A 17,885-nucleotide genomic window follows, 5' to 3' on the forward strand; every position below is an offset into this window, starting at 1 on the left:
AGTCCGCGTGGACGTGCCGGTCAGTGGACGTGCCGGTCATCGGAGACCCCGCTCGGCACCGCCACGTATCACTCGGACCCCTCACTCGGACCCCGCCCTCGGGGCACCCGAACGGCCCACTGCCGCGGGCGGTGCACCCCACGGTCACGCACTCTGGTGGCATGGCGTCCGTGAAACCCGTCGTGGTCTACCCGCCCGCCGCGGACGGTGGCCGGCGGGTCCGTGTGGACGACCAGTTCCTCGGGATCGCCTACGGGCTGCTGGACATCGCCGAGTTCCTGAGGCGGGCGGGGATCGACGACGCGGACGAGACGTACGTGGCGGCGTCCGGACTGATCGAGTGGCGGGGCGGGGGCCCCGAGGCGTGGGGCGGAGCGCCGGGATGAGAGCCGCCCGTCGCCCGGTCGTACGCCGCTGCGTGACCCCGAGGGCTCCCCGGCAGTTGTGCCGGGCATGAAGAAGCGCAGCATGCTCGCCATCGCCTCCCTCGCCACCGGCTTCGTCGTCGCGGCGGTCACCCCGTCCCACGCCCTCGGGGACAGCCTCGGCTCCCTCAGCGTGGACGAGACCCTCAAGTCGCTCGACGAGACCGTCGCCAAGGACAGCCTCTCGCTGGACCGGGAGGACGGCGCCAAGGGGAAGAAGAAGGGCTGACGAGCCGCACGGTCCCGGCCCACGGCGCCGGTGCTCCCGCACAAGGGGGCACCGGCGCCGTCGCCATGCGCCCTCAACTGCGGCTGGTTTCCGTGGCAGGGTGGAGCGGGCAAGCCTCAGGGGGCCAACAGAAGAGGGGGACCTGTGACCGTCGTCTGGATCAACGGCGCGTTCGGTGCGGGGAAGACCACCACCGCACGGGAACTGATCGAACTGATCCCGAACAGCACGCTCTTCGACCCGGAGGTCATCGGCGGCGCGCTCGCCCACCTGCTGCCGCCCAAACACCTCGCCGAGGTCGGCGACTTCCAGGACCTGCCGATCTGGCGGCGGCTCGTGATCGACACGGCGGCCGCGATGCTCGCCGAGCTCGGCGGGACCCTGGTGGTCCCCATGACCCTGCTGCGCCAGGAGTACCGGGACGAGATATTCGGCGGGCTGGCCGCGCGCAGGATCGCGGTCAGCCACATCCTGCTCGCTCCGGCCGAAACGATACTGCGCGAGCGCATAGCGGGCCGTGAGGTGCCGGCGGACCTCCCCGACGGCGAGATGCGCATACGCCGGTGGTCCTTCGACCACATCGAGCCCTACCGGGCGGCCCTCGCCTCCTGGCTCAGCGCCGACGCCCACCCGGTCGACACCAGCGACCTCACCCCGTACCAGGCCGCCGCCCGCATCGCCGAGGCCCTGGGCAGCGGCTCCGTGCCCGTCTGCGACATCGTGCAGACGCCCGAGCCCACCGCCGAGACGCTCGCCGCCGGGGTGCTCCTCTTCGACGAACAGGGCCGGGTGCTGCTCGTCGACCCCACCTACAAGGCCGGCTGGGAGTTCCCGGGCGGGGTCGTCGAGCCCGGTGAGGCGCCCGCGCGCGCCGGGATGCGGGAGGTCGCCGAGGAGACCGGCATCCGCCTCGACGAGGTGCCCGGCCTGCTCGTCGTCGACTGGGAACGCCCCGCACCCCCCGGCTACGGCGGACTGCGGCTCCTCTTCGACGGCGGCGTCCTCGACTCGGCGGAGGCCGGACGGCTGCTGCTGCCCGGCCCGGAACTGCGCGCATGGCGGTTCGTCACCGAGGAGGAGGCCGCCGACCTGCTGCCCCCCGTACGCTACGAGCGGCTGCGCTGGGCCCTGCGGGCGCGCGAACGCGGAGCGGCGTTCTACCTGGAAGCCGGGGTGCCGGTCGGCTGACACGCGCCGCCGGACGCCGGCGTCCTGGGCCCCCGGACCGGACGCTCGGCCGTCGCCCGTGCGCCGCGTCCCGCAGCGCACGGGCCGCCCGCCCCCGCACCGGGTCCCCGTGGCCGAAGCAGGCCACGTCCGCGTCGAGCTCCGCCAGCCGCGCGCAGGCGGAGAGGACCTGACCGCGGTCGAGGTGGAACACGCCTGGCATCACCGTGCCGTCCACGGGGGACGCCGCGACCGTGTCACCCGTGAACAGCACGCCGTGCTCGGGGAGATGCAGCGCGATGCTGCCGTGCGTGTGCCCCGGCACATGGACGACGTGCGCCCCGCCGGCCAGGTCCAGCACCTCGCCGCCGGACAGCTCGGTGACCCGCCCGGGCCGCAGGGGGCCGCCCTCGGGCAGGAGCTGCCGCGCCCGCTCGTGGAGGGGGCGTTCCCCGTCCTCGAACACCGGCGCCGGGCCCGGGACCTCGCCGCGCACGGCGGGGGCGTCGAGCCGGTGCGCCAGCACCTCGGCACCGCTGAGCGCCGCGAACTCCCCCGCCCCGCCCGCGTGGTCCTCGTGGAAATGGGTGAGCACGATCCGCCGCACGTCCCGGGGATCGCGGCCCAGCGCGCTCACCGCCCGCGCGATCGGCGCACCGGAGCCCGCCGGGACCGCGTCGATCAGCGTCAGCTCGTCGCGCACGACCGTGAGCAGGCGGCCGCCCGTACGGACGAGCTGCTGCGCCGCCTGGAGGGTTTCCCGGCGCCCGGGCCCGCCGGCTCCCCCTCTTCCCCCCCCCGCATCCACTGCTTCCACCGCTTCCGCTTCCCCCCGGAACGACCGCTTCGGTCGCGCCAGAGGCAGGCCTGGCCGACCGGGAAACGCAGCAGGTGGAGGCGGGGGAGCAGTGCGACGGCGTCCACGGGACGACCGTAGGAAAGGCCCCCGTCCGAGGACGAGGGCCTTCTGCCGAGGGCAGAGCGGTCAGCTCGCCGCGTAGGCGCGCAGGAACAGCGCCTCCGCCACCGACAGCCGCTCCAGCTCCTCGGGCGACACGCTCTCGTCCACCGCGTGGATCTGCGCCTCCGGCTCGCTCAGCCCGATGAGCAGGATCTCCGCCTGCGGGTACAGAGCCGCCAGCGTGTTGCACAGCGGGATCGAGCCGCCCTGACCGGCGTACTGCATCTCCTGCCCCGGGTACGCCACCGCCATCGCGTCCGCCATGGCCTGGTACGCCGGGCTGCCCGTGTCGGCGCGGAAGGCCTGGCCCTGGCCGATCTGCTCGGTGCTGATCCGCGCGCCCCACGGCGTGTGCGCCTCCAGGTGCGCCTGGAGCAGCTTGGTCGCCTCGGCCGCGTCCACGCCCGGCGGCACCCGCAGGCTGATCAGCGCCCGGGCGCTGGCCTGCACCGACGGGGTGGCGCCCACGACCGGCGGGCAGTCGATGCCGAGGACGGTGACGGCCGGACGCGCCCAGATGCGGTCGGCGACCGTCCCTGACCCGAGCAGCTCGACACCGTCCAGCACCTTGGCGTCCCGCCGGAACTGCTCCGTGTCGTACTGCAGCCCGTCCCAGGACGCGTCCGCGGTGAGTCCGTCGACGGTCGTCGAACCGTCCTCGGCGCGCAGCGAGTCCAGTACCCGGATCAGCGCCGCCAGCGCGTCGGGCGCGGCGCCGCCGAACTGCCCCGAGTGGAGATTGCCCGCGAGCGTGTCCACCTGCACGCGCAGCGCGGTCATGCCGCGCAGGGTCGAGGTGACGGTCGGCAGGCCCACCCGGAAGTTGCCCACGTCGCCGATCACGATCGTGTCGGCCTCCAGCAGCTCCGGGTGCTCCTCGGCGTACCGCTCCAGGCCGCCCGTGCCCATCTCCTCGGAGCCCTCGGCGATCACCTTCACGTGCACCGGCACGCCGCCGTTGGCCCGCAGCGCGCGCAGCGCCAGCAGATGCATGATCACACCGCCCTTGCAGTCGGCGGCGCCCCGCCCGTACCAGCGCCCGTCACGCTCGGTCAGCTCGAAGGGCGGGGTGGTCCAGGCGGCCTCGTCCAGCGGCGGCTGCACGTCGTAGTGCGCGTAGAGCAGGACGGTCTTCGCGCCCTCCGGGCCGGGCAGGTACCCGTAGACCGACTGCGTGCCGTCGGGGGTGTCGAGCAGGGCCACGTCCTGGAAGCCCTCGGCGGTCAGCGCGTCCGCGACCCAGCGCGCCGCGCCCTCGCTCTCGCTCTTCGGGAACTGGTCGAAGTCCGCCACCGACCGGAAGGCCACCAGTTCGGCGAGCTCCTCCTTCGCCCTGGGCATCAGCGAGGCGACGGTATCGGCGACCGGATTCGACGACATGGGCACGCTCCTTGTGGGTGCGACGTTGTAGCGGTGAGTGCTGTAGATCCTCCCACAGCGGCCTGTGATCAGGTCCGCCGTAGGATGCGGGAGACAGCAGCAGCGGGCGGCTTGATCGGGAGCAGTAGACCATCGTGAGCAGCGAGAACTCTTCGGCGGACGACGTGCGGCAGGTGTGGGACGTCGTCGTGGTGGGCGCGGGACCCGCGGGTGCTTCGGCCGCGTACGCGGCGGCGGTCGCCGGCAGACGCGTGCTGTTGCTGGAGAAGGCCGAGCTGCCGCGCTACAAGACGTGCGGCGGCGGCATCATCGGCCCCTCGCGCGACGCCCTGCCGCCCGGCTTCGAGCTGCCGCTGAAGGACCGGGTGCACGCGGTGACGTTCTCCAACAACGGCCGCTTCACGCGCACCCGCCGCTCCCGGCAGATGCTGTTCGGGCTGATCAACCGGCCCGAGTTCGACCAGCAGCTCGTCGAGCACGCGCAGAAGGCCGGCGCCGAGCTGCGCACGGGCGTCACGGTCCAGCGGGTCGAGCAGCACGGCTCGGCGGTGCCGGACCGGCGCACGGTCGCCGTGGTACTGCAGGGCGGTGAGGTCTTGCTCGCCCGGGCCGTGGTCGGCGCGGACGGCAGCGCCAGCCGCATAGGCGCCCACGTCGGGGTCAAGGTCGAGCAGGTGGACCTCGGCCTGGAGGCGGAGATCCCGGTGCCGGACACCGTCGCCGAGGACTGGAAGGGCCGGGTGCTCATCGACTGGGGCCCCATGCCCGGCAGTTACGGCTGGGTCTTCCCCAAGGGGGACACGCTCACGGTCGGGGTGATCTCGGCGCGCGGCGAAGGCGCCGCCACCAAGCGGTACTTGGAGGAGTTCATCGGCCGGCTGGGCCTGGCCGGCTTCGAACCGAGCATCTCCTCCGGGCACTTGACCCGCTGCCGCGCCGAGGACTCGCCGCTGTCGCGCGGGCGGGTGCTGGTGTGCGGCGACGCGGCGGGGCTGCTGGAGCCGTGGACCCGCGAGGGCATCTCCTTCGCGCTGCGCTCCGGCCGGCTCGCGGGGGAGTGGGCGGTGCGGATCGCCGAGGCGCACGACGCCGTGGACACCCGCCGGCAGGCCCTCAACTACGCGTTCGCGATCAAGGCCGGGCTGGGCGTGGAGATGAGCGTCGGCAAGCGGATGCTGGCGGTGTTCGAGCGACGCCCCGGTCTGTTCCACGCGGTGCTGACCGGGTTCCGTCCGGCCTGGAAGGCGTTCAAGGACATCACCCAGGGCTCGACGTCGCTGGGCGAGATGGTCCGCACGCACCCCCTGGCCCAGCGGGCCCTGACGGCGATGGACCGCCGCCCGGCCGCGACGGGCGACGAGGTCAGCCCGTCACCGTGATCTCGAAGACCGGGTGGTCGGGGGCGATGCGGCGCAGCTCGTCGTCGGAGGAGCCGGGACCGACGCCGCCGAAGAACACCCCGACCTCCGCCTTCCAGCGCTTGAGGTAGGCACGCAGGATCGGGGCCTTGGCGTCGTCGGGCACCTCGGACGCGGTGAACACGTCCACGTGCTTGCCGAGCCGCAGCTCGCCGCCGCCCGCGGCCCGCATGTTGTGCGTCCACTGGACGTGGCCGCGGGGCGCGACGAGGTACTGCCTGCCGTCGAGGGTGAGCAGGTTGACCGGGGTGGTGCGCCACTGGCCGCTCTTGCGGCCCCGGACGGCGAGCACGCGGGAGCCCCAGACGCTGACGCCGCGGCGGGTCAGCCAGGCGACGAACCGGTTGAGGACGTGGACCGTGAACCAGCCGGGCTTCTGCACATGTGCGGACATGGGGTTCCCTTGAGGTGTGGGGAGCGCTGCTCACTTCTGTGAGCAGTGCTCTCACTTTGGTGGGGCCAGTGTGCACGAGGTCGGTGCCGCAGGGCAAGAGCAGTGCTCTCGAATGTGGGCGGTGCTCTCCAGTGTGGGCAGTGCTCTCGCGTCCGGGCGGCGCTCGCCGACGTAGGCAGTGCTCTCGTTTCTGTGCGGTGCTCCCATCCGTGTGCGGTGCTCTCGTTTGTGTGCAGTGCTCTGCTTCCGTGGCACACTGCCCCGCATGAGCTCCGCACACGGCGCCCGTGCCCGGGCCAGGATCGAAGTCACCGCGGCCATCAAGGACGAGGCGCGCAGACAGCTCGCGGCCGAGGGCGCCGCCCGGCTCTCCCTGCGGGCCGTGGCCCGCGAACTCGGCATGGTCTCCTCGGCGCTGTACCGCTACTTCCCCAGCCGCGACGAGCTGCTGACCGCCCTGATCATCGACGCCTACGACTCCCTCGGCGAGAGTGCCGAGAAGGCCCACGAGTCCGTCGCGGACGCCGTCCCGCCGGAGCGCTGGGTCGCGGTGTGCGAGGCCGTGCGCGGCTGGGCGCTCGACCACCCGCACGAGTACGCGCTGATCTACGGCTCGCCCGTCCCCGGCTACACCGCGCCCCGGACCACCGTCGCGGCGGCCTCCCGTGTCGGTCTCCTGCTGTTCGCCATCGCCCGCGACGCCCACCGCGGTCCCGGACTGGCCCGCCCCTCGCTGCCGGCCGAGCTGCGCCCGGAGGCCGAGCGGATGGCCGCCGACCTCGCCCCCGATCTGCCGCCCGAGACGGTGACGGCCCTCGTCGCGGCCTGGGCCCAGCTCTACGGGCTGGTCGGGTTCGAGGTGTTCGGGCAGTTCAACCGGGTGGTGGAGGACCGGGCGGCGTTCTTCCGGCATGCGGTGGGGCAGCTCGCCCACGGGGTGGGGCTGGTGCACCGGCAGGGGAAGCGCGCGACCCGGTCGTAGCGGCTCTCGGGGTTCGGCGACTGCGGTCGGGCTGCGTTTCGCCGCCTGCCCTACCCCGGCGCCCCAGGGGTTCCCGCCGTCCTGGAGGTCTCCGAGGTCCCCGACGCCCCCGACATCCCGGATGTTCCCGATGCCCCCGACATCCCGGACGTTCCCGACGCTCCCGAAGGCGGGGCGAGGCGCTTCTCGAACCAGTGGTGCGCGTAGGGCTCGTCGTTGAAGGCGGGGACCTCGGTGTAGCCGCTGCCGCGGTAGAGGCGGGTGGCCGCTTCCAGCGCCTTGTTGGTGTCGAGCCGCACCAGCTCGCTGCCGTGCCGGGCGGCGCGTTCCTCGAGCTCGGCCAGCAGGCGCCGGGCCAGGCCGAGGCCGCGGGTGCCGGGGGAGACCCACAGCCGTTTGATCTCGGCGGGTGCTCGGGCCGGCAGCTTCAGCCCGGCGCAGCCGACCGGTTCGCCGTGCAGGCGGGCGACGAGGAACTGGCCGCGCGGCGCCCGCAGTTCACCCGGGTCGGGCAGCAGGCTGCGCGCGGGTTCGAAGCCGCCGTCGAACAGCTCCCGCAGTTCGGCGGCGTAGGACCGCAGACAGAACACCGCGTCCGGGTGGTCGGGATCGACTACCTCCAGCGAGACCACCGAGGCGGTCAGGAGCCGCTCGACCTCGGCCATGGCGGCGGTCAGCCGCTCCCGCTGCCCGGCGTCCAGCGGGTCGAGGAGCGACACGGCGAGCGCGTCGCTGCGGTCGTCGAGCAGGGCGCGCTCCCGCCGCCCCGCCTCGGTGAGCCGCACGGTGCGCACCCGCCGGTCGCGGGGGTGGGGTTCGACGGCGACCAGCCCGTCGCGCTCCAGCGCCCGCAGCAGCCGGCTCGTGTAGCCGGAGTCGAGGCCGAGCCGGTCGCGGACACTGCGCACGTCGTGGGTGCCCTCGTCGCCGATCTGTCAGAGCAGGCGGGCTTGGCCGTAGGGGCGGGCGCCGCCCAGATAGTGGTCGTGCAGCACGCCCACCCGCTCGGCGACCGTCCGGTTGAAGCGCCGTACCTGTTCCACCTGCTCCGCAGTCATTCTCTGACCTTAGTCAGGCAGTGTCGGCGGCCGCAATGTACTTCCCGGGGAGTACGGCTGATCACCACGCTCGGGGGACGCCTAGGGGCGGGGGCGGCGTCTAGCGTGGCCGGTATGGACGAGCAGCGCGTGCGGGGAGGCCCGCCGCAGTGGTGGCGGCACGGGCCTGTCCGGTGGGGCCGGTGGGCGGACGGGGAGCGGGCGCCCCGGTGGCCCTGGCGGTCCACCCTGGTCGTGACGGTCTTCGTGCTGGTCGGGTCGAACTTCGCCGCACAGGGACAGGAGGGCCGGCGGGCTGACCTGGACCTCTTCGCCCGCGTGCTGCTGCTCGTGGCCTCGGGGCTGCTGCTGTGGCGGAAGCGGTATCCGGTGGCGGTGGTGTTCGGTACGGCCGCCGCCGTCATGCTCTATCTCGGGGCGGGCTATCCGTACGGGCCGGTGTTCGTCACCGTCGCGCTGGCGTGCTTCAGCGCGATCGTCGCCGGGCACCGCCGGGCGGCCTGGGCGGCGATGGGCATGCTGTGGGCGGGGCACGTCCTGGTGGCGCACTGGCTCTACCGGTGGCTGCCGCCGCCGGGGGACTCCGCCGTCTCCTGGGGCGAGGAGGTCGTCGTCGCCACCTGGGTGGTGGCCATCACGGCGGTGTCGGAGCTGTTCCGGGTCCGGCGGGAGGAGTGGGACCGCCAGCGGGCCGAGCGGGCCGCGGCCGCGCGGCGGCGGGCCGACGAGGAACGGCTGCGGATCGCCCGCGAACTGCACGACGTCCTCGCGCACAGCATCTCCGTGATCAACGTGCAGGCCGGGGTCGGTCTCGCGCTCCTCGACACCGACCCGGAGCAGGCCCGCACCGCCCTCACCACCATCAAGGCCCAGAGCAAGGAGGCGCTCGGCGAGGTCCGCCAGGTGCTCGACACCCTGCGCGCCCCCGGCGACGCGCCCCGCGCCCCGGCGCCCGGACTCGACCGGCTGCCCGAACTCGTGGAACAGGCGGCGGGCGCGGGCCTGACCGTCGACGTCGAGGGAGAGCCGCCGCGCCTCGCGCCGGGCACGGACCTCGCCGCCTTCCGGATCGTCCAGGAGGCCCTGACCAACGTCGTACGGCACTCCGGTTCCCGGCACGCGCGCGTGCGGCTCGCGCGGGACGCGGACGTGCTGCGGCTGCGCGTCGACGACGACGGGCCCGCGACCGGGGCCGACGCGGGCGGCAGCGGCAACGGACTGGCCGGGATGCGGGAGCGGGCCGCCGCGCTGGGTGGCACCATCGAGGCCGGGCCCCGCCCGGACGGCGGTTTCCGGGTGCTCGCCGTACTGCCGCTCAGGACGTCGGCCGGCCGGTGAGCCGTAGCAACCGAGCGAGGGAGGAAGGCCGGTGATCCGCGTACTGCTCGCCGACGACCAGGCTCTGGTCCGGGCCGGGTTCCGGGCGCTGCTCGACGCGCAGCCCGACATCGAGGTGGTCGCGGAGAGCGCCGACGGCGAGGAGGCCGTGCGCCGCATCCGCGCGCTGCGGCCGGACGTCGTCCTGATGGACATCCGCATGCCCGCCCTCGACGGTCTCGCCGCGACCCGGCAGGTCACGCGAGAGCCCGCGCTGCAGGGCGTCAAGGTGGTCATGCTCACCACGTTCGAACTCGACGAGTACGTCTTCGAGGCGCTCCGTTCGGGCGCGTCCGGGTTCCTGGTGAAGGACACCGAACCCGACGAACTCCTGCGCGCGGTGAGGGCGGTGGTCGCGGGCGACGCGCTGCTGTCGCCGGGCGTGACGCGCCGGCTGATCGCCGAGTTCGCGGCCCGCTCCAAGGAACCGGCGGCGGCCGGCGCCCTCGCGCGGCTCACCGAGCGGGAGCGGGAGGTGATGGCCCTGGTCGGCATCGGCCTGTCCAACGAGGAGATCGCCCGCCGGCTGGTCGTCAGCCCTCTCACCGCCAAGACCCACGTCAGCCGCACGATGGTGAAGCTCGGCGCCCGCGACCGGGCCCAACTGGTCGTGCTCGCCTACGAGTCGGGCCTGGTACGGCCGGGCTGGCTGGGCTGAGCGGGCGGCACCGCCCGGGCGGGACGGCCGAAGGAGCCCTCAGCGGCAAGCGCCCCGACCAGCCCTCCCGCCCTAGGAGTCCGCGCTGCCGCGGCCCGGACGGCCTGGTTCGGCCGACGACGACCGGAACCGGATCAGCACACTGACCACCCGGGCGACGAAGAGCGCGGGCGCGAGCGTCGTCCCGGTGACCAGCAGCACCTTCTCCAGGGTGTCCGGCAGGTCGAAGAGCAGGGCCGGACCGGCCACGGCACCGAAGACGACCGCCGCCGCGAAGGCCGCACTGAACAGGGCGTACCCGATCTCGACGGTCATCGCGTCGCGCTCGGCCTGGGTACGCCGCCCCCCGTGATACGTCATACGGACGAGTCAAACAGCAGTACGCCCGCCGGGCAAGGAAGCCCGTTGGGCCTCGCTCTCAACCCGGGGGCCGCGCGGCGTAGATCCAGTCGAGGCCGTCGTCCCCCGGTGTGTCGAGGTGCTCCGCCCGCGTCAGACCGGCGCGGATCGCCACCCGCTGGGAGGCGGTGTTGTCCGGCCGGATCCGGGCGATCAGCGGCAGGCCGGGGCCGTGGCGGGAGACCCAGGCGGTGACCGCCGTGGCGGCTTCGCCGGCGTAGCCCCGGCCCCAGGCCGAGGCGGCGAAACGGTAGAAGAGGTTGAGGACCTCTCTGCCCCGCAGCTCCATGGGCTTGATGCCGCAGAAGCCCAACTGCCGTGCGAAATCACGGCGTCGGACGACCCAGTAGCCGTATCCGTACCGCTGCCACTGGTCGTTCCAGCGCCGGTACAGGGCCTCGGCCTCGGCGAGCCGGGTCAGCGCGTCCGAGGGGTTGTGCAGGCAGGTGGCGGGATCGTGATGGATCGCGAGGATCGCGTCGATGTCGCCTTCGGCCGGTCGCCGCAAGGACAGCCGGGCGGTCAGCAGTTCCTCGGCCGCAGGCCTCCTGTCACTCGTGCGAGGCATGGCGGGATCCTGGGGACTGGCCGGGCCGCTCGGGGGTCGGTGGTGCCTCCTCAGGGGAGTTCCGGTAGCGGGTGGCGAGTGCGCTGGCGCGGTGGTGCAGGGCGGTACGCAACGACGCCGGCGTCAACGCCTCCGCGTCCGGCCCGAGTTGCCACAGCGCCCACTCCGCGTGGCGCAGGTCCTGGAACGTCGCCTCCAGGCGCAGCCAGCCGTCCGCGTCGGTCCCCGCGGTGCGGACGGCCACCGTGCTGCTCAGCAGGTCCTCGCGCCGCTCCGGGTTCACCCGGACCAGCACGGCGATGTGGTCGCCGGACAGGAACCGGGCGCAGCGTTCCCGCCATGCGCGGTCCAGGTCGACCCGGTCGGGTCGCTGCGCCGCTTCGGGGAGTGCCTCGGCGGCCAGGATCCGCGACAGCCGGTAGGTGCGGTCCGCGCCGGATCGGGTGGCGAGCAGGTAGCCCCGTTCGCGGACGGTGACCAGGCCGATCGGGTCGACCGTCCGCCACTGCGGAGCCTGGTCCGCCGCCGCGTAGTGGATGCGCAACCGGTGCCCGGCGAGCACCGCGCGCCGGATCTCGGTCATCGTCGCGCCGGTCAGCTCCTCGGTGACCCGCCCGCGGGACAGCAGGTCGGTCTCCGGCTCGACGAGGAAACGCCGGGCCGCGTCGCTCGCGGTGGCCCGATGGCTCTCCGGCAGCGCGTCCACCACCTTGCGCAGGGCCGAAGCGAGCGCCGGCCCGAGGCCGAACACCCGCTCGCCGCGCGCCGATCCGGCGGTCAGCAGGGCGAGGGTCTCCTCGTGGTTCAGTCCGGTCAGCTCCGTGCGGAAACCCGGCAGCAGCGCGAAGCCGCCGTGCCGCCCGCGCTCGGCGTAGACCGGGACACCCGCCGCGGACAGCGCCTCGATGTCGCGCAGCACGGTGCGGGTGGACACCTCCAGCTCGCGGGCCAGCGCACCCGCGGTGAGCCGGCCGTGCTGCCGCAGCAGCAGCACCAGCGAGACCAGGCGATCGGCACGCATGCGGGGACCTTATCGAATACATGACCAAGGGTGTCATGCTTCGTTGGAAGGCTCCTCGTGAGCACCCCCTTCGGCGACGGCGGCTTCCGCGCCGAAGGACGGAGGTGCCCCCGTGAAGCGAAGGGAGCTGACATGGCAGTGGTACGCACGGCGGTCAACCCGGTGACGTGGTCGCTGGACTTGGGGTTCAACCAGGGCGAGCTCGTCTCCGGTCACACCAGGACCCTGTACTGCTCGGGGCAGACCGCGACGGACGCGGACGGCAAGCCGCAACACGAGGGCGACATGGCAGGGCAACTGGCGCTGAGCCTCGACAACCTCCAGGCCGTGCTCGGCGAGGCCGGCATGTCCCTCGCGCACCTGGTCCGGCTCACCGTCTACGCCACCGACGTCGATCTGCTGTTCCCGCACTACGGCGTCCTGGCGGCACGCCTGGGCGCCGCCGGGGCGGCACCGGCCACCACACTCCTCGGGGTGACCCGGCTGGCGATCCCCGGCCAGCTGGTCGAGTTGGAGGGAACCGCCGTCGCGTGAGGTGACCGGCGCCGCTGCGGCCGCTCGTGCCGGTTCGGCCGGCACGAGCGGCAGGCGGACGGTCGGGTACGAGCGGCAGGCGGACGGTCGGGCGCGGGTGCGCCCCGGACGGAGCGCACCCTGGTCGCGTACGGCGACGCGCTCCGTGCGGAACGTGCCTTAGTCGCGTACGGCGACGCGCTCCGACTCCGCGGCAGCGGACCGGGCGACCACGACGGACGGCCGGTGGCGGCGGTTCCGCAGTCCCGTGAGGGTGATCAGCAGACCGGCGAGGGCGACCAGCGTCACCACCACCAGCCCCGGCCGGTAGCTGTCGAGGACGGCCTGCGGTGAGGCGTCGCCGCGCTCCGGGGCGTTCGCGGTCACCACCGCCGTCACCACGGCGAGGAAGATCGCGCCGCCCACCTGGACCGAGGTGTTGAGCAGCCCGGAGACCATGCCCTGCTCGTGCTCGTCGACGCCGTTGGTGGCCTGGACGTTGAGGGAGGGGAAGGTCAGTGCGAAGCCCGAGCCGACCAGCAGCATCGTCGGCAGGATCACCGAGGCGTACACCGGGTCGAGGTCGACGCGCAGGAACAGCACGTACCCGGCCACCATGAACGCGAAGCCCAGGACGATCAGCCGGGCCGTGCCGAACCGGTCGATGACGGCCCCCACCTTCGTCGCGGACAGCGCCACGAGCGCGCCCGCCGGCAGGAACGCCAGAGCCGTGTGCAGCGCGGACCAGCCGAGCAGTTGCTGCATGTAGAGCGTGACCAGGAACTGGAAACCGATGTAGCTGCCGACGAACGTCAGCGCGCCCAACTGTGCCCGCACCTGCGGCCCCGAGCGCAGCACACCGAGCCGGACCAGCGGGCTCGTGCTGCGCCGCTCGACGGCCACGAACGCGGCCAGCAGCACGGCGACGGCGGCGAAGGACACGACCGTGCGGGCCGAACCCCAGCCCGCCTCGGGTGCCTCGACGACGGTGAACACGAGCAGCAGCATCGAGGCGGTGCCGAGGACGGCGCCGGGGATGTCGTAGCCGCCCCGGCCGCGCTCGCGCGCGGTGCGCGGCAGCAGCTTCAGGCCCGCGGCCAGGGCGATCAGCGCCACGGGGGCGGGCAGCAGCATCGTCAGGCGCCAGCTGGCCTCCGTGAGCAGACCGGAGAAGACCAGGCCCATGGAGTAGCCGGTGGCGCCGCAGGTCGTGTAGATGGCCAGGGCGCGGTTGCGCAGCGGGCCCTCGGGGAACGTCGTGGTGATGATCGACAGGCCGGCGGGGGCCGTGAAGGCCGCGCTCAGGCCCTTGACGAAGCGGCTGGCGATGAGCAGCGGACCGGAGTCGACGAGACCGCCGAGCAGCGAGGCCAGCGCGAAGACGCCCAGCGCCACCAGGAAGACCCGGCGCCGGCCCAGCAGGTCGGCGGCGCGTCCGCCGAGGAGCAGCAGACCGCCGTAGCCGAGGATGTAGCCGCTGACGATCCATTGCAGCGCGGAGGTCGACAGGCCGAGGTCGGCGCCGATGGACGGCAGGGCGACGCCGACCATGGACACGTCCAGGGCGTCCAGGAACATCGCGGCGCACAGCACGAGGAGGGTCCCCCAGAGCCGGGCGGTCCAACGCCCCTCGGGCGCGGGGGAGACGAGCGGAGAAGTCATGGCCGAGAGGCTACATGCGCATGCATGAAATGCAAGCGCATTTAATTCGAGTGCAACGATCTCGATTCTCTGTTACGGTGCCGCGCATGGCGGCGGAGCAGGCCGAACAGGCACTCGTGGAGCAGTGGCGGGACATTCTGGCGCTGCACGCGCGGACCCAGTGCGCACTCGATCGCGCGCTGCACGGCCACGGCCTGTGCGCCAGTGACTTCGAGGTGCTCGACGTCCTCGCCGGCTGCCGGACGGCGGCCAGGGGCGGCTCGTCCTACCGCGTCCAGGAGATCTCCGAACGGGTCCATCTCAGCCAGAGCGCGCTGTCCCGGCTGATCGCACGGCTGGAGAAGGAAGGGCTCGTCGAGCGCTGCATGTGTCCCGAGGACCGGAGGGGAGTACGGGTGGTGCTGACCCCGAAGGGGCGCGCACGGCACGCGGAGGTGCTGCCCGTGCAGCGCGCGGTGCTGGCGCGGATGCTGGACGACGACTGAGCCCGGCCGGGTGGCCGGTCAGATCCCCGACTCCTCCCGCCACAGCGCGGCCAGTCCCTGATCGCCCGAGACGCCCGGCAGGGGCCGGCGGTTCCACAGGGCGAGGTACAACTCCCCGGCGGGGCCGTGCAGTTCGGCATCGGGCTCGCCGGACGCGCCCCGCGTGGTCACGGGCGGCTCCGGGGACAGCCGTACCGTCCACACCGCGCCCGTGTCCTCCGTGCGCACGTGCAGCACGCGCGGTCCGGGGGTGCGGACCCGGCTCCTGGCGCGGGCGTGGAAGCCGCGCAGCAGCTCGTCGATGCCGTCGGTGGCGAACTCCGGGGTGAAGGGCGCCGGTTCGCCGCCGCGCGCGGACTCGGCGTCGAACCGGTGCACGGCCGTCTCGTGCGCCTGCCGCCGGGTCCAGAAGGCCAGCGGGGACGGCGCGGGCAGGAAGGCCCAGCACTCCACGTCGGGCGAGGCGGCGGCCAGGGTGTCCACCAGGAGGCGGTGGCTGTCGCGGTACCAGGCTACGAGCTCCGCGCCGTCGGGACCGGCGGGTTCGGTCAGGGGGCGGGGCCCGGTGTGCCGTTCGGCGACGAACGCGGCGGCCCAGCGGTGCACCGCCCCCGTGTGCCGCAGCAGATCACCCACCCGCCACCGCGGGCACGTCGGCACGTCCGCGTCCGTCCCGGCCTTCTCGGCGGCCGCGGCCAGCAGCCTGCCCTCGGTCTCCAGCGCGCTCAGGAACTCGGCGGTCTCCATGGCGCCGAGTCTGCCGCACGCCGTCCCGGCCGTCCCGCGATTTTCCGCGGCGGCGTCTGTCGGTGCCGGGCGGTTACGGCAGCGGCGTCCCGCCCGTCGCGTTGACGATCTCGGCCGTGATGTACGACGCCTCCTGCGAGGCCAGGAACACGTACGCCGGAGCCATCTCGGCGGGCTGCGCGGGACGTCCGATGGGCGCCTGCTTGCCGAACGACTGAGTGTCCGGCATCGTCGCCGGGATCAGCGGCGTCCACACCGGGCCCGGCGCCACCGCGTTGACGCGGATGCCCCGGTCGATCAGCATCTGCGCGAGCCCCTGCGTGAACGTGACGATCGCGCCCTTCGTCGTCGCGTAGTCCAGCAGGTGAGGGCTGGGCTTGTACGCCTGCACGGACGTGGAGTTGATGATGCTGCCGCCCTCGGGGATGTGCGGCACGGCCAGCTTGCACAGCCAGAACATGCCGTACAGGTTGGTGCGCATCACCCGGTCGAACTGCTCGGTGGAGATCGCCTCGATACCGTCGGGCTGCGACATCTGGTACGCCGCGTTGTTCACCAGGACGTCGATCCGGCCGAACTCCTCCACGGCCCGGTCGATCAGCGCGCGGCAGTTCTCCTCCTCCCGTACGTCGCAGGAGACGGGCACGGCACGCCGTCCGGCCTCCTCGACCAGCCGGGCGGTCTCGGCCGCGTCGTCCTTCTCGTCATCCAGATGGGTGAAGAGCACGTCGGCTCCCTCCCGGGCGAACGCCAGCGCGACCGCGCGGCCGATCCCGGAGTCCCCTCCGGTGATCACGGCCTTGCGGCCCTCCAGCCGCCCGCTGCCCCGGTAGGACTCCTCGCCGTGGTCCGGAGGCGGGTCCATGGGCCCCGTCCAGCCCGGGTGCGGCTGGTCCTGGGCGGGGAACTCCGGGTTCGGGTGCTGCTCGCCGGGGTGCTGCTGTGCGGTCACGGGTCTGCCTCCTCGTTCCATGGCGTACGTCCCGGTGATCGCCCGGGCCGGTCGCGGCGCGATGATCACTTCGGGCGAGGCGACGGGTACCCAGGAAAGTCCGTGCCGATCAGCCCCGCACGCAGGATCGTCGGCCACTATCCGCCCGCCCGCATCCCGGGGCGGCACCCTGCCCTCACCCGGCACCCCGGGCGGCGCCTGCCCTCCCGCACCCCTGGCGGCGTCTGCCGTCCTGCACCCCGGGCGCCGTCCACCGTCGCGCGGTCCGGGCGGCGCCCAACGCTCCGCATCCCGGGCGGCGCCTACCCTCCCGCGGCCCGCCGCGCCGACGCCCCCGCGAGCGCTCCCACGCCCGCCGCCACCGCCGCGAGCACCGCCACGCTCGTGAGCGCCACCGGAAGGGTGAACCAGTCCGCCATGAAGCCGATCGCGGGCGGCCCGAGCAGCATGCCCCCGTAGCCCAGCGTGGACGCCGTGGCGACGCCGCCGGGGCCGGCCAGCGCGCCGGCGCGCTCCACGGCCACGGGGAAGAGGTTCGCGAGGCCGATGCCGGTGACCGCGTACCCGAGCAGGGCCGCCCACAGGGACGGCGCGAGCGAGCCCAGCAGCATGCCCGCCGCCGCGGTGCCGCCGCCCGCCACCACCGTCCTGGTCCGCCCCAGCCGTTCCAGCAGGGCCGTACCGGTCAGCCGCCCCACCGTCATGGCGAGCGCGAAGCAGGAGTAGCCGGCCGCCGCGGCGCCCGCCGAGGCGCCCAGGTCCTCTTCCAGGTGCAGGGCGCCCCAGTCGGCCAGCGCCCCCTCGCCGTACGCCGTGCACCCGGCGATCAGCCCGAAGACGATCACCAGACCCCGGGTGCGGCGGTCCGGGCGGCGCGGCGCGTCCCGCGCGGGGGACTCCCGCTCCGGCGGCGCCGGGGGCTCGTGGCGCAGGAGGACGGGCCCGGCCGCGGCCGTCACCAGCAGTCCCGTCACGGTCAGCAGCACCAGGTGCCGCGTGGGGGACAGGGACCCGGCGACCAGACCGCCCAGCCCCGCGCCGATCATGCCGCCCAGGCTGAACGCCGCGTGGAAGCTCGGCATGACCGGCCGGCGCAGCGCGGCGACCAGCTCGACGGCGGCGCTGTTGAACGCGACGTTGATCCCGCCGTACGCGGCCCCGAACAGCAGCAGCACCAGGCCGAGCGCGAGGGCGGAACGGGTGAGCGGCGGCAGGGCCACGCTCAGGGAGAGCAGGACCGCGCAGACGACGGTGACCCGGTGGTTGCCGTAGCGACGGCACAGTCGCCCGGTGAGGGTCATGGTGATGACGGCGCCGGCCGAGACACCCAGAAGGGCGAGTCCCAGGTCACTGGCGGAGGCGCCGGTCTGTTCCTTGATGGCGGGGATGCGGACGACCCAGCCCGCGAAGACGAAGCCGTCCAGGGCGAAGAAGACGGTGAGCGCGACGCGGAGCCGGGTCAGGGACCGGGCGTTGCCCGGCACGGCAC

Annotated in this window: 18 protein-coding genes and 3 pseudogenes; 9 read left to right on the forward strand and 12 right to left on the reverse strand. The window is 73.8% G+C overall.

Annotation, left to right across the window (positions count from 1 at the left end; translation table 11 throughout):
* The first annotated feature begins 161 nt into the window (after window positions 1-161).
* From ABZY20_RS27435 to ABZY20_RS27445, 3 genes are all read left to right on the forward strand, one after another.
* Window positions 162-386, forward strand: coding sequence for a hypothetical protein (locus ABZY20_RS27435; RefSeq protein WP_356444599.1), 225 nt, complete (start codon window positions 162-164; stop codon window positions 384-386).
* A gap of 67 nt (window positions 387-453) precedes the next feature.
* A complete protein-coding gene (locus ABZY20_RS27440; RefSeq protein WP_356444600.1) occupies window positions 454-654 on the forward strand; it encodes a hypothetical protein in 201 nt (66 codons plus the stop codon).
* A gap of 144 nt (window positions 655-798) precedes the next feature.
* The gene (locus ABZY20_RS27445) at window positions 799-1,842 is read left to right on the forward strand and encodes an NUDIX domain-containing protein (RefSeq protein ID WP_356444602.1); all 1,044 of its coding nucleotides are present in this window, start codon (window positions 799-801) and stop codon (window positions 1,840-1,842) included.
* Window positions 1,843-1,903: 61 nt separating this feature from the next.
* Here ABZY20_RS27445 and ABZY20_RS27450 read toward each other — a convergent pair.
* The 3 genes and pseudogenes from ABZY20_RS27450 to ABZY20_RS27460 form a co-directional block, all read right to left on the reverse strand.
* Window positions 1,904-2,518: pseudogene (locus ABZY20_RS27450) on the reverse strand (MBL fold metallo-hydrolase); the annotation flags it as partial.
* 152 nt (window positions 2,519-2,670) lie between these two features.
* A pseudogene (locus tag ABZY20_RS27455) lies at window positions 2,671-2,745 on the reverse strand (MBL fold metallo-hydrolase); the annotation flags it as partial.
* Window positions 2,746-2,806: 61 nt separating this feature from the next.
* The gene (locus ABZY20_RS27460; RefSeq protein ID WP_356444604.1) at window positions 2,807-4,162 is read right to left on the reverse strand and encodes a dipeptidase; all 1,356 of its coding nucleotides are present in this window, start codon (window positions 4,160-4,162) and stop codon (window positions 2,807-2,809) included.
* Window positions 4,163-4,296: 134 nt separating this feature from the next.
* Between ABZY20_RS27460 and ABZY20_RS27465 the strand changes: the two genes are divergently transcribed.
* Entirely contained in the window at window positions 4,297-5,541 is a 1,245-nt protein-coding gene (locus ABZY20_RS27465) for a geranylgeranyl reductase family protein (protein ID WP_356444605.1), read from the forward strand.
* On the opposite strand, the gene ABZY20_RS27470 is transcribed toward ABZY20_RS27465, so the two are convergent.
* Entirely contained in the window at window positions 5,525-5,974 is a 450-nt protein-coding gene (locus ABZY20_RS27470) for a nitroreductase family deazaflavin-dependent oxidoreductase (protein ID WP_356444607.1), read from the reverse strand. The genes ABZY20_RS27465 and ABZY20_RS27470 overlap by 17 nt on opposite strands.
* Window positions 5,975-6,239: 265 nt before the next feature.
* Between ABZY20_RS27470 and ABZY20_RS27475 the strand changes: the two genes are divergently transcribed.
* Window positions 6,240-6,956: a TetR/AcrR family transcriptional regulator gene (locus tag ABZY20_RS27475; protein WP_356444609.1), complete on the forward strand. Its 717-nt coding sequence runs from the start codon at window positions 6,240-6,242 to the stop codon at window positions 6,954-6,956.
* A 176-nt stretch (window positions 6,957-7,132) separates the two neighbouring features.
* On the opposite strand, the pseudogene ABZY20_RS27480 reads toward ABZY20_RS27475, so the two are convergent.
* Window positions 7,133-8,014 (reverse strand): annotated as a pseudogene (locus ABZY20_RS27480) (helix-turn-helix domain-containing GNAT family N-acetyltransferase); the annotation flags it as partial.
* 114 nt (window positions 8,015-8,128) lie between these two features.
* On the opposite strand from ABZY20_RS27480, the gene ABZY20_RS27485 reads away from it, so the two are divergent.
* Together ABZY20_RS27485 and ABZY20_RS27490 are read left to right on the forward strand one after the other, a co-directional pair.
* Window positions 8,129-9,352 carry a sensor histidine kinase gene (locus ABZY20_RS27485; protein WP_356444611.1) on the forward strand — a complete coding sequence of 408 codons (1,224 nt, stop codon included), beginning with the start codon at window positions 8,129-8,131 and terminating at the stop codon, window positions 9,350-9,352.
* Between the two features lie 31 nt (window positions 9,353-9,383).
* Window positions 9,384-10,049, forward strand: coding sequence for a response regulator transcription factor (locus ABZY20_RS27490; RefSeq protein ID WP_356444612.1), 666 nt, complete (start codon window positions 9,384-9,386; stop codon window positions 10,047-10,049).
* Between the two features lie 72 nt (window positions 10,050-10,121).
* Here the strand turns inward: ABZY20_RS27490 and ABZY20_RS27495 are convergent, their stop codons facing one another.
* The 3 genes from ABZY20_RS27495 to ABZY20_RS27505 are packed head-to-tail and all read right to left on the reverse strand — an operon-like array spanning window position 10,122 to window position 12,037.
* Window positions 10,122-10,409, reverse strand: coding sequence for a DUF6332 family protein (locus ABZY20_RS27495; RefSeq protein ID WP_356444614.1), 288 nt, complete (start codon window positions 10,407-10,409; stop codon window positions 10,122-10,124).
* 58 nt (window positions 10,410-10,467) lie between these two features.
* Window positions 10,468-11,016: a GNAT family N-acetyltransferase gene (locus ABZY20_RS27500; protein ID WP_356444616.1), complete on the reverse strand. Its 549-nt coding sequence runs from the start codon at window positions 11,014-11,016 to the stop codon at window positions 10,468-10,470.
* Window positions 11,000-12,037: a WYL domain-containing protein gene (locus ABZY20_RS27505; RefSeq protein ID WP_356444617.1), complete on the reverse strand. Its 1,038-nt coding sequence runs from the start codon at window positions 12,035-12,037 to the stop codon at window positions 11,000-11,002. Before ABZY20_RS27505 ends, ABZY20_RS27500 begins: the two co-directional genes overlap by 17 nt.
* Before the next feature lie 132 nt (window positions 12,038-12,169).
* Between ABZY20_RS27505 and ABZY20_RS27510 the strand changes: the two genes are divergently transcribed.
* Entirely contained in the window at window positions 12,170-12,571 is a 402-nt protein-coding gene (locus tag ABZY20_RS27510; RefSeq protein WP_356444618.1) for a RidA family protein, read from the forward strand.
* A gap of 159 nt (window positions 12,572-12,730) precedes the next feature.
* Here the strand turns inward: ABZY20_RS27510 and ABZY20_RS27515 are convergent, their stop codons facing one another.
* Window positions 12,731-14,212: an MFS transporter gene (locus ABZY20_RS27515; RefSeq protein WP_356444620.1), complete on the reverse strand. Its 1,482-nt coding sequence runs from the start codon at window positions 14,210-14,212 to the stop codon at window positions 12,731-12,733.
* Between the two features lie 86 nt (window positions 14,213-14,298).
* Between ABZY20_RS27515 and ABZY20_RS27520 the strand changes: the two genes are divergently transcribed.
* Entirely contained in the window at window positions 14,299-14,697 is a 399-nt protein-coding gene (locus ABZY20_RS27520; protein WP_356444622.1) for a MarR family transcriptional regulator, read from the forward strand.
* An 18-nt stretch (window positions 14,698-14,715) separates the two neighbouring features.
* On the opposite strand, the gene ABZY20_RS27525 is transcribed toward ABZY20_RS27520, so the two are convergent.
* From ABZY20_RS27525 to ABZY20_RS27535, 3 genes are all read right to left on the reverse strand, one after another.
* Window positions 14,716-15,444, reverse strand: a complete 729-nt coding sequence (locus ABZY20_RS27525) for a maleylpyruvate isomerase family mycothiol-dependent enzyme (RefSeq protein WP_356444624.1) — start codon at window positions 15,442-15,444, stop codon at window positions 14,716-14,718.
* A gap of 73 nt (window positions 15,445-15,517) precedes the next feature.
* Window positions 15,518-16,396, reverse strand: a complete 879-nt coding sequence (locus ABZY20_RS27530) for an SDR family oxidoreductase (protein ID WP_356444626.1) — start codon at window positions 16,394-16,396, stop codon at window positions 15,518-15,520.
* Window positions 16,397-16,698: 302 nt separating this feature from the next.
* Window positions 16,699-17,880, reverse strand: a complete 1,182-nt coding sequence (locus tag ABZY20_RS27535; protein ID WP_356444628.1) for an MFS transporter — start codon at window positions 17,878-17,880, stop codon at window positions 16,699-16,701.
* Between the last annotated feature and the right edge of the window lie 5 nt (window positions 17,881-17,885).

Source organism: Streptomyces sp. NPDC006624 (assembly GCF_040611555.1).
Classification (GTDB): domain Bacteria; phylum Actinomycetota; class Actinomycetes; order Streptomycetales; family Streptomycetaceae; genus Streptomyces.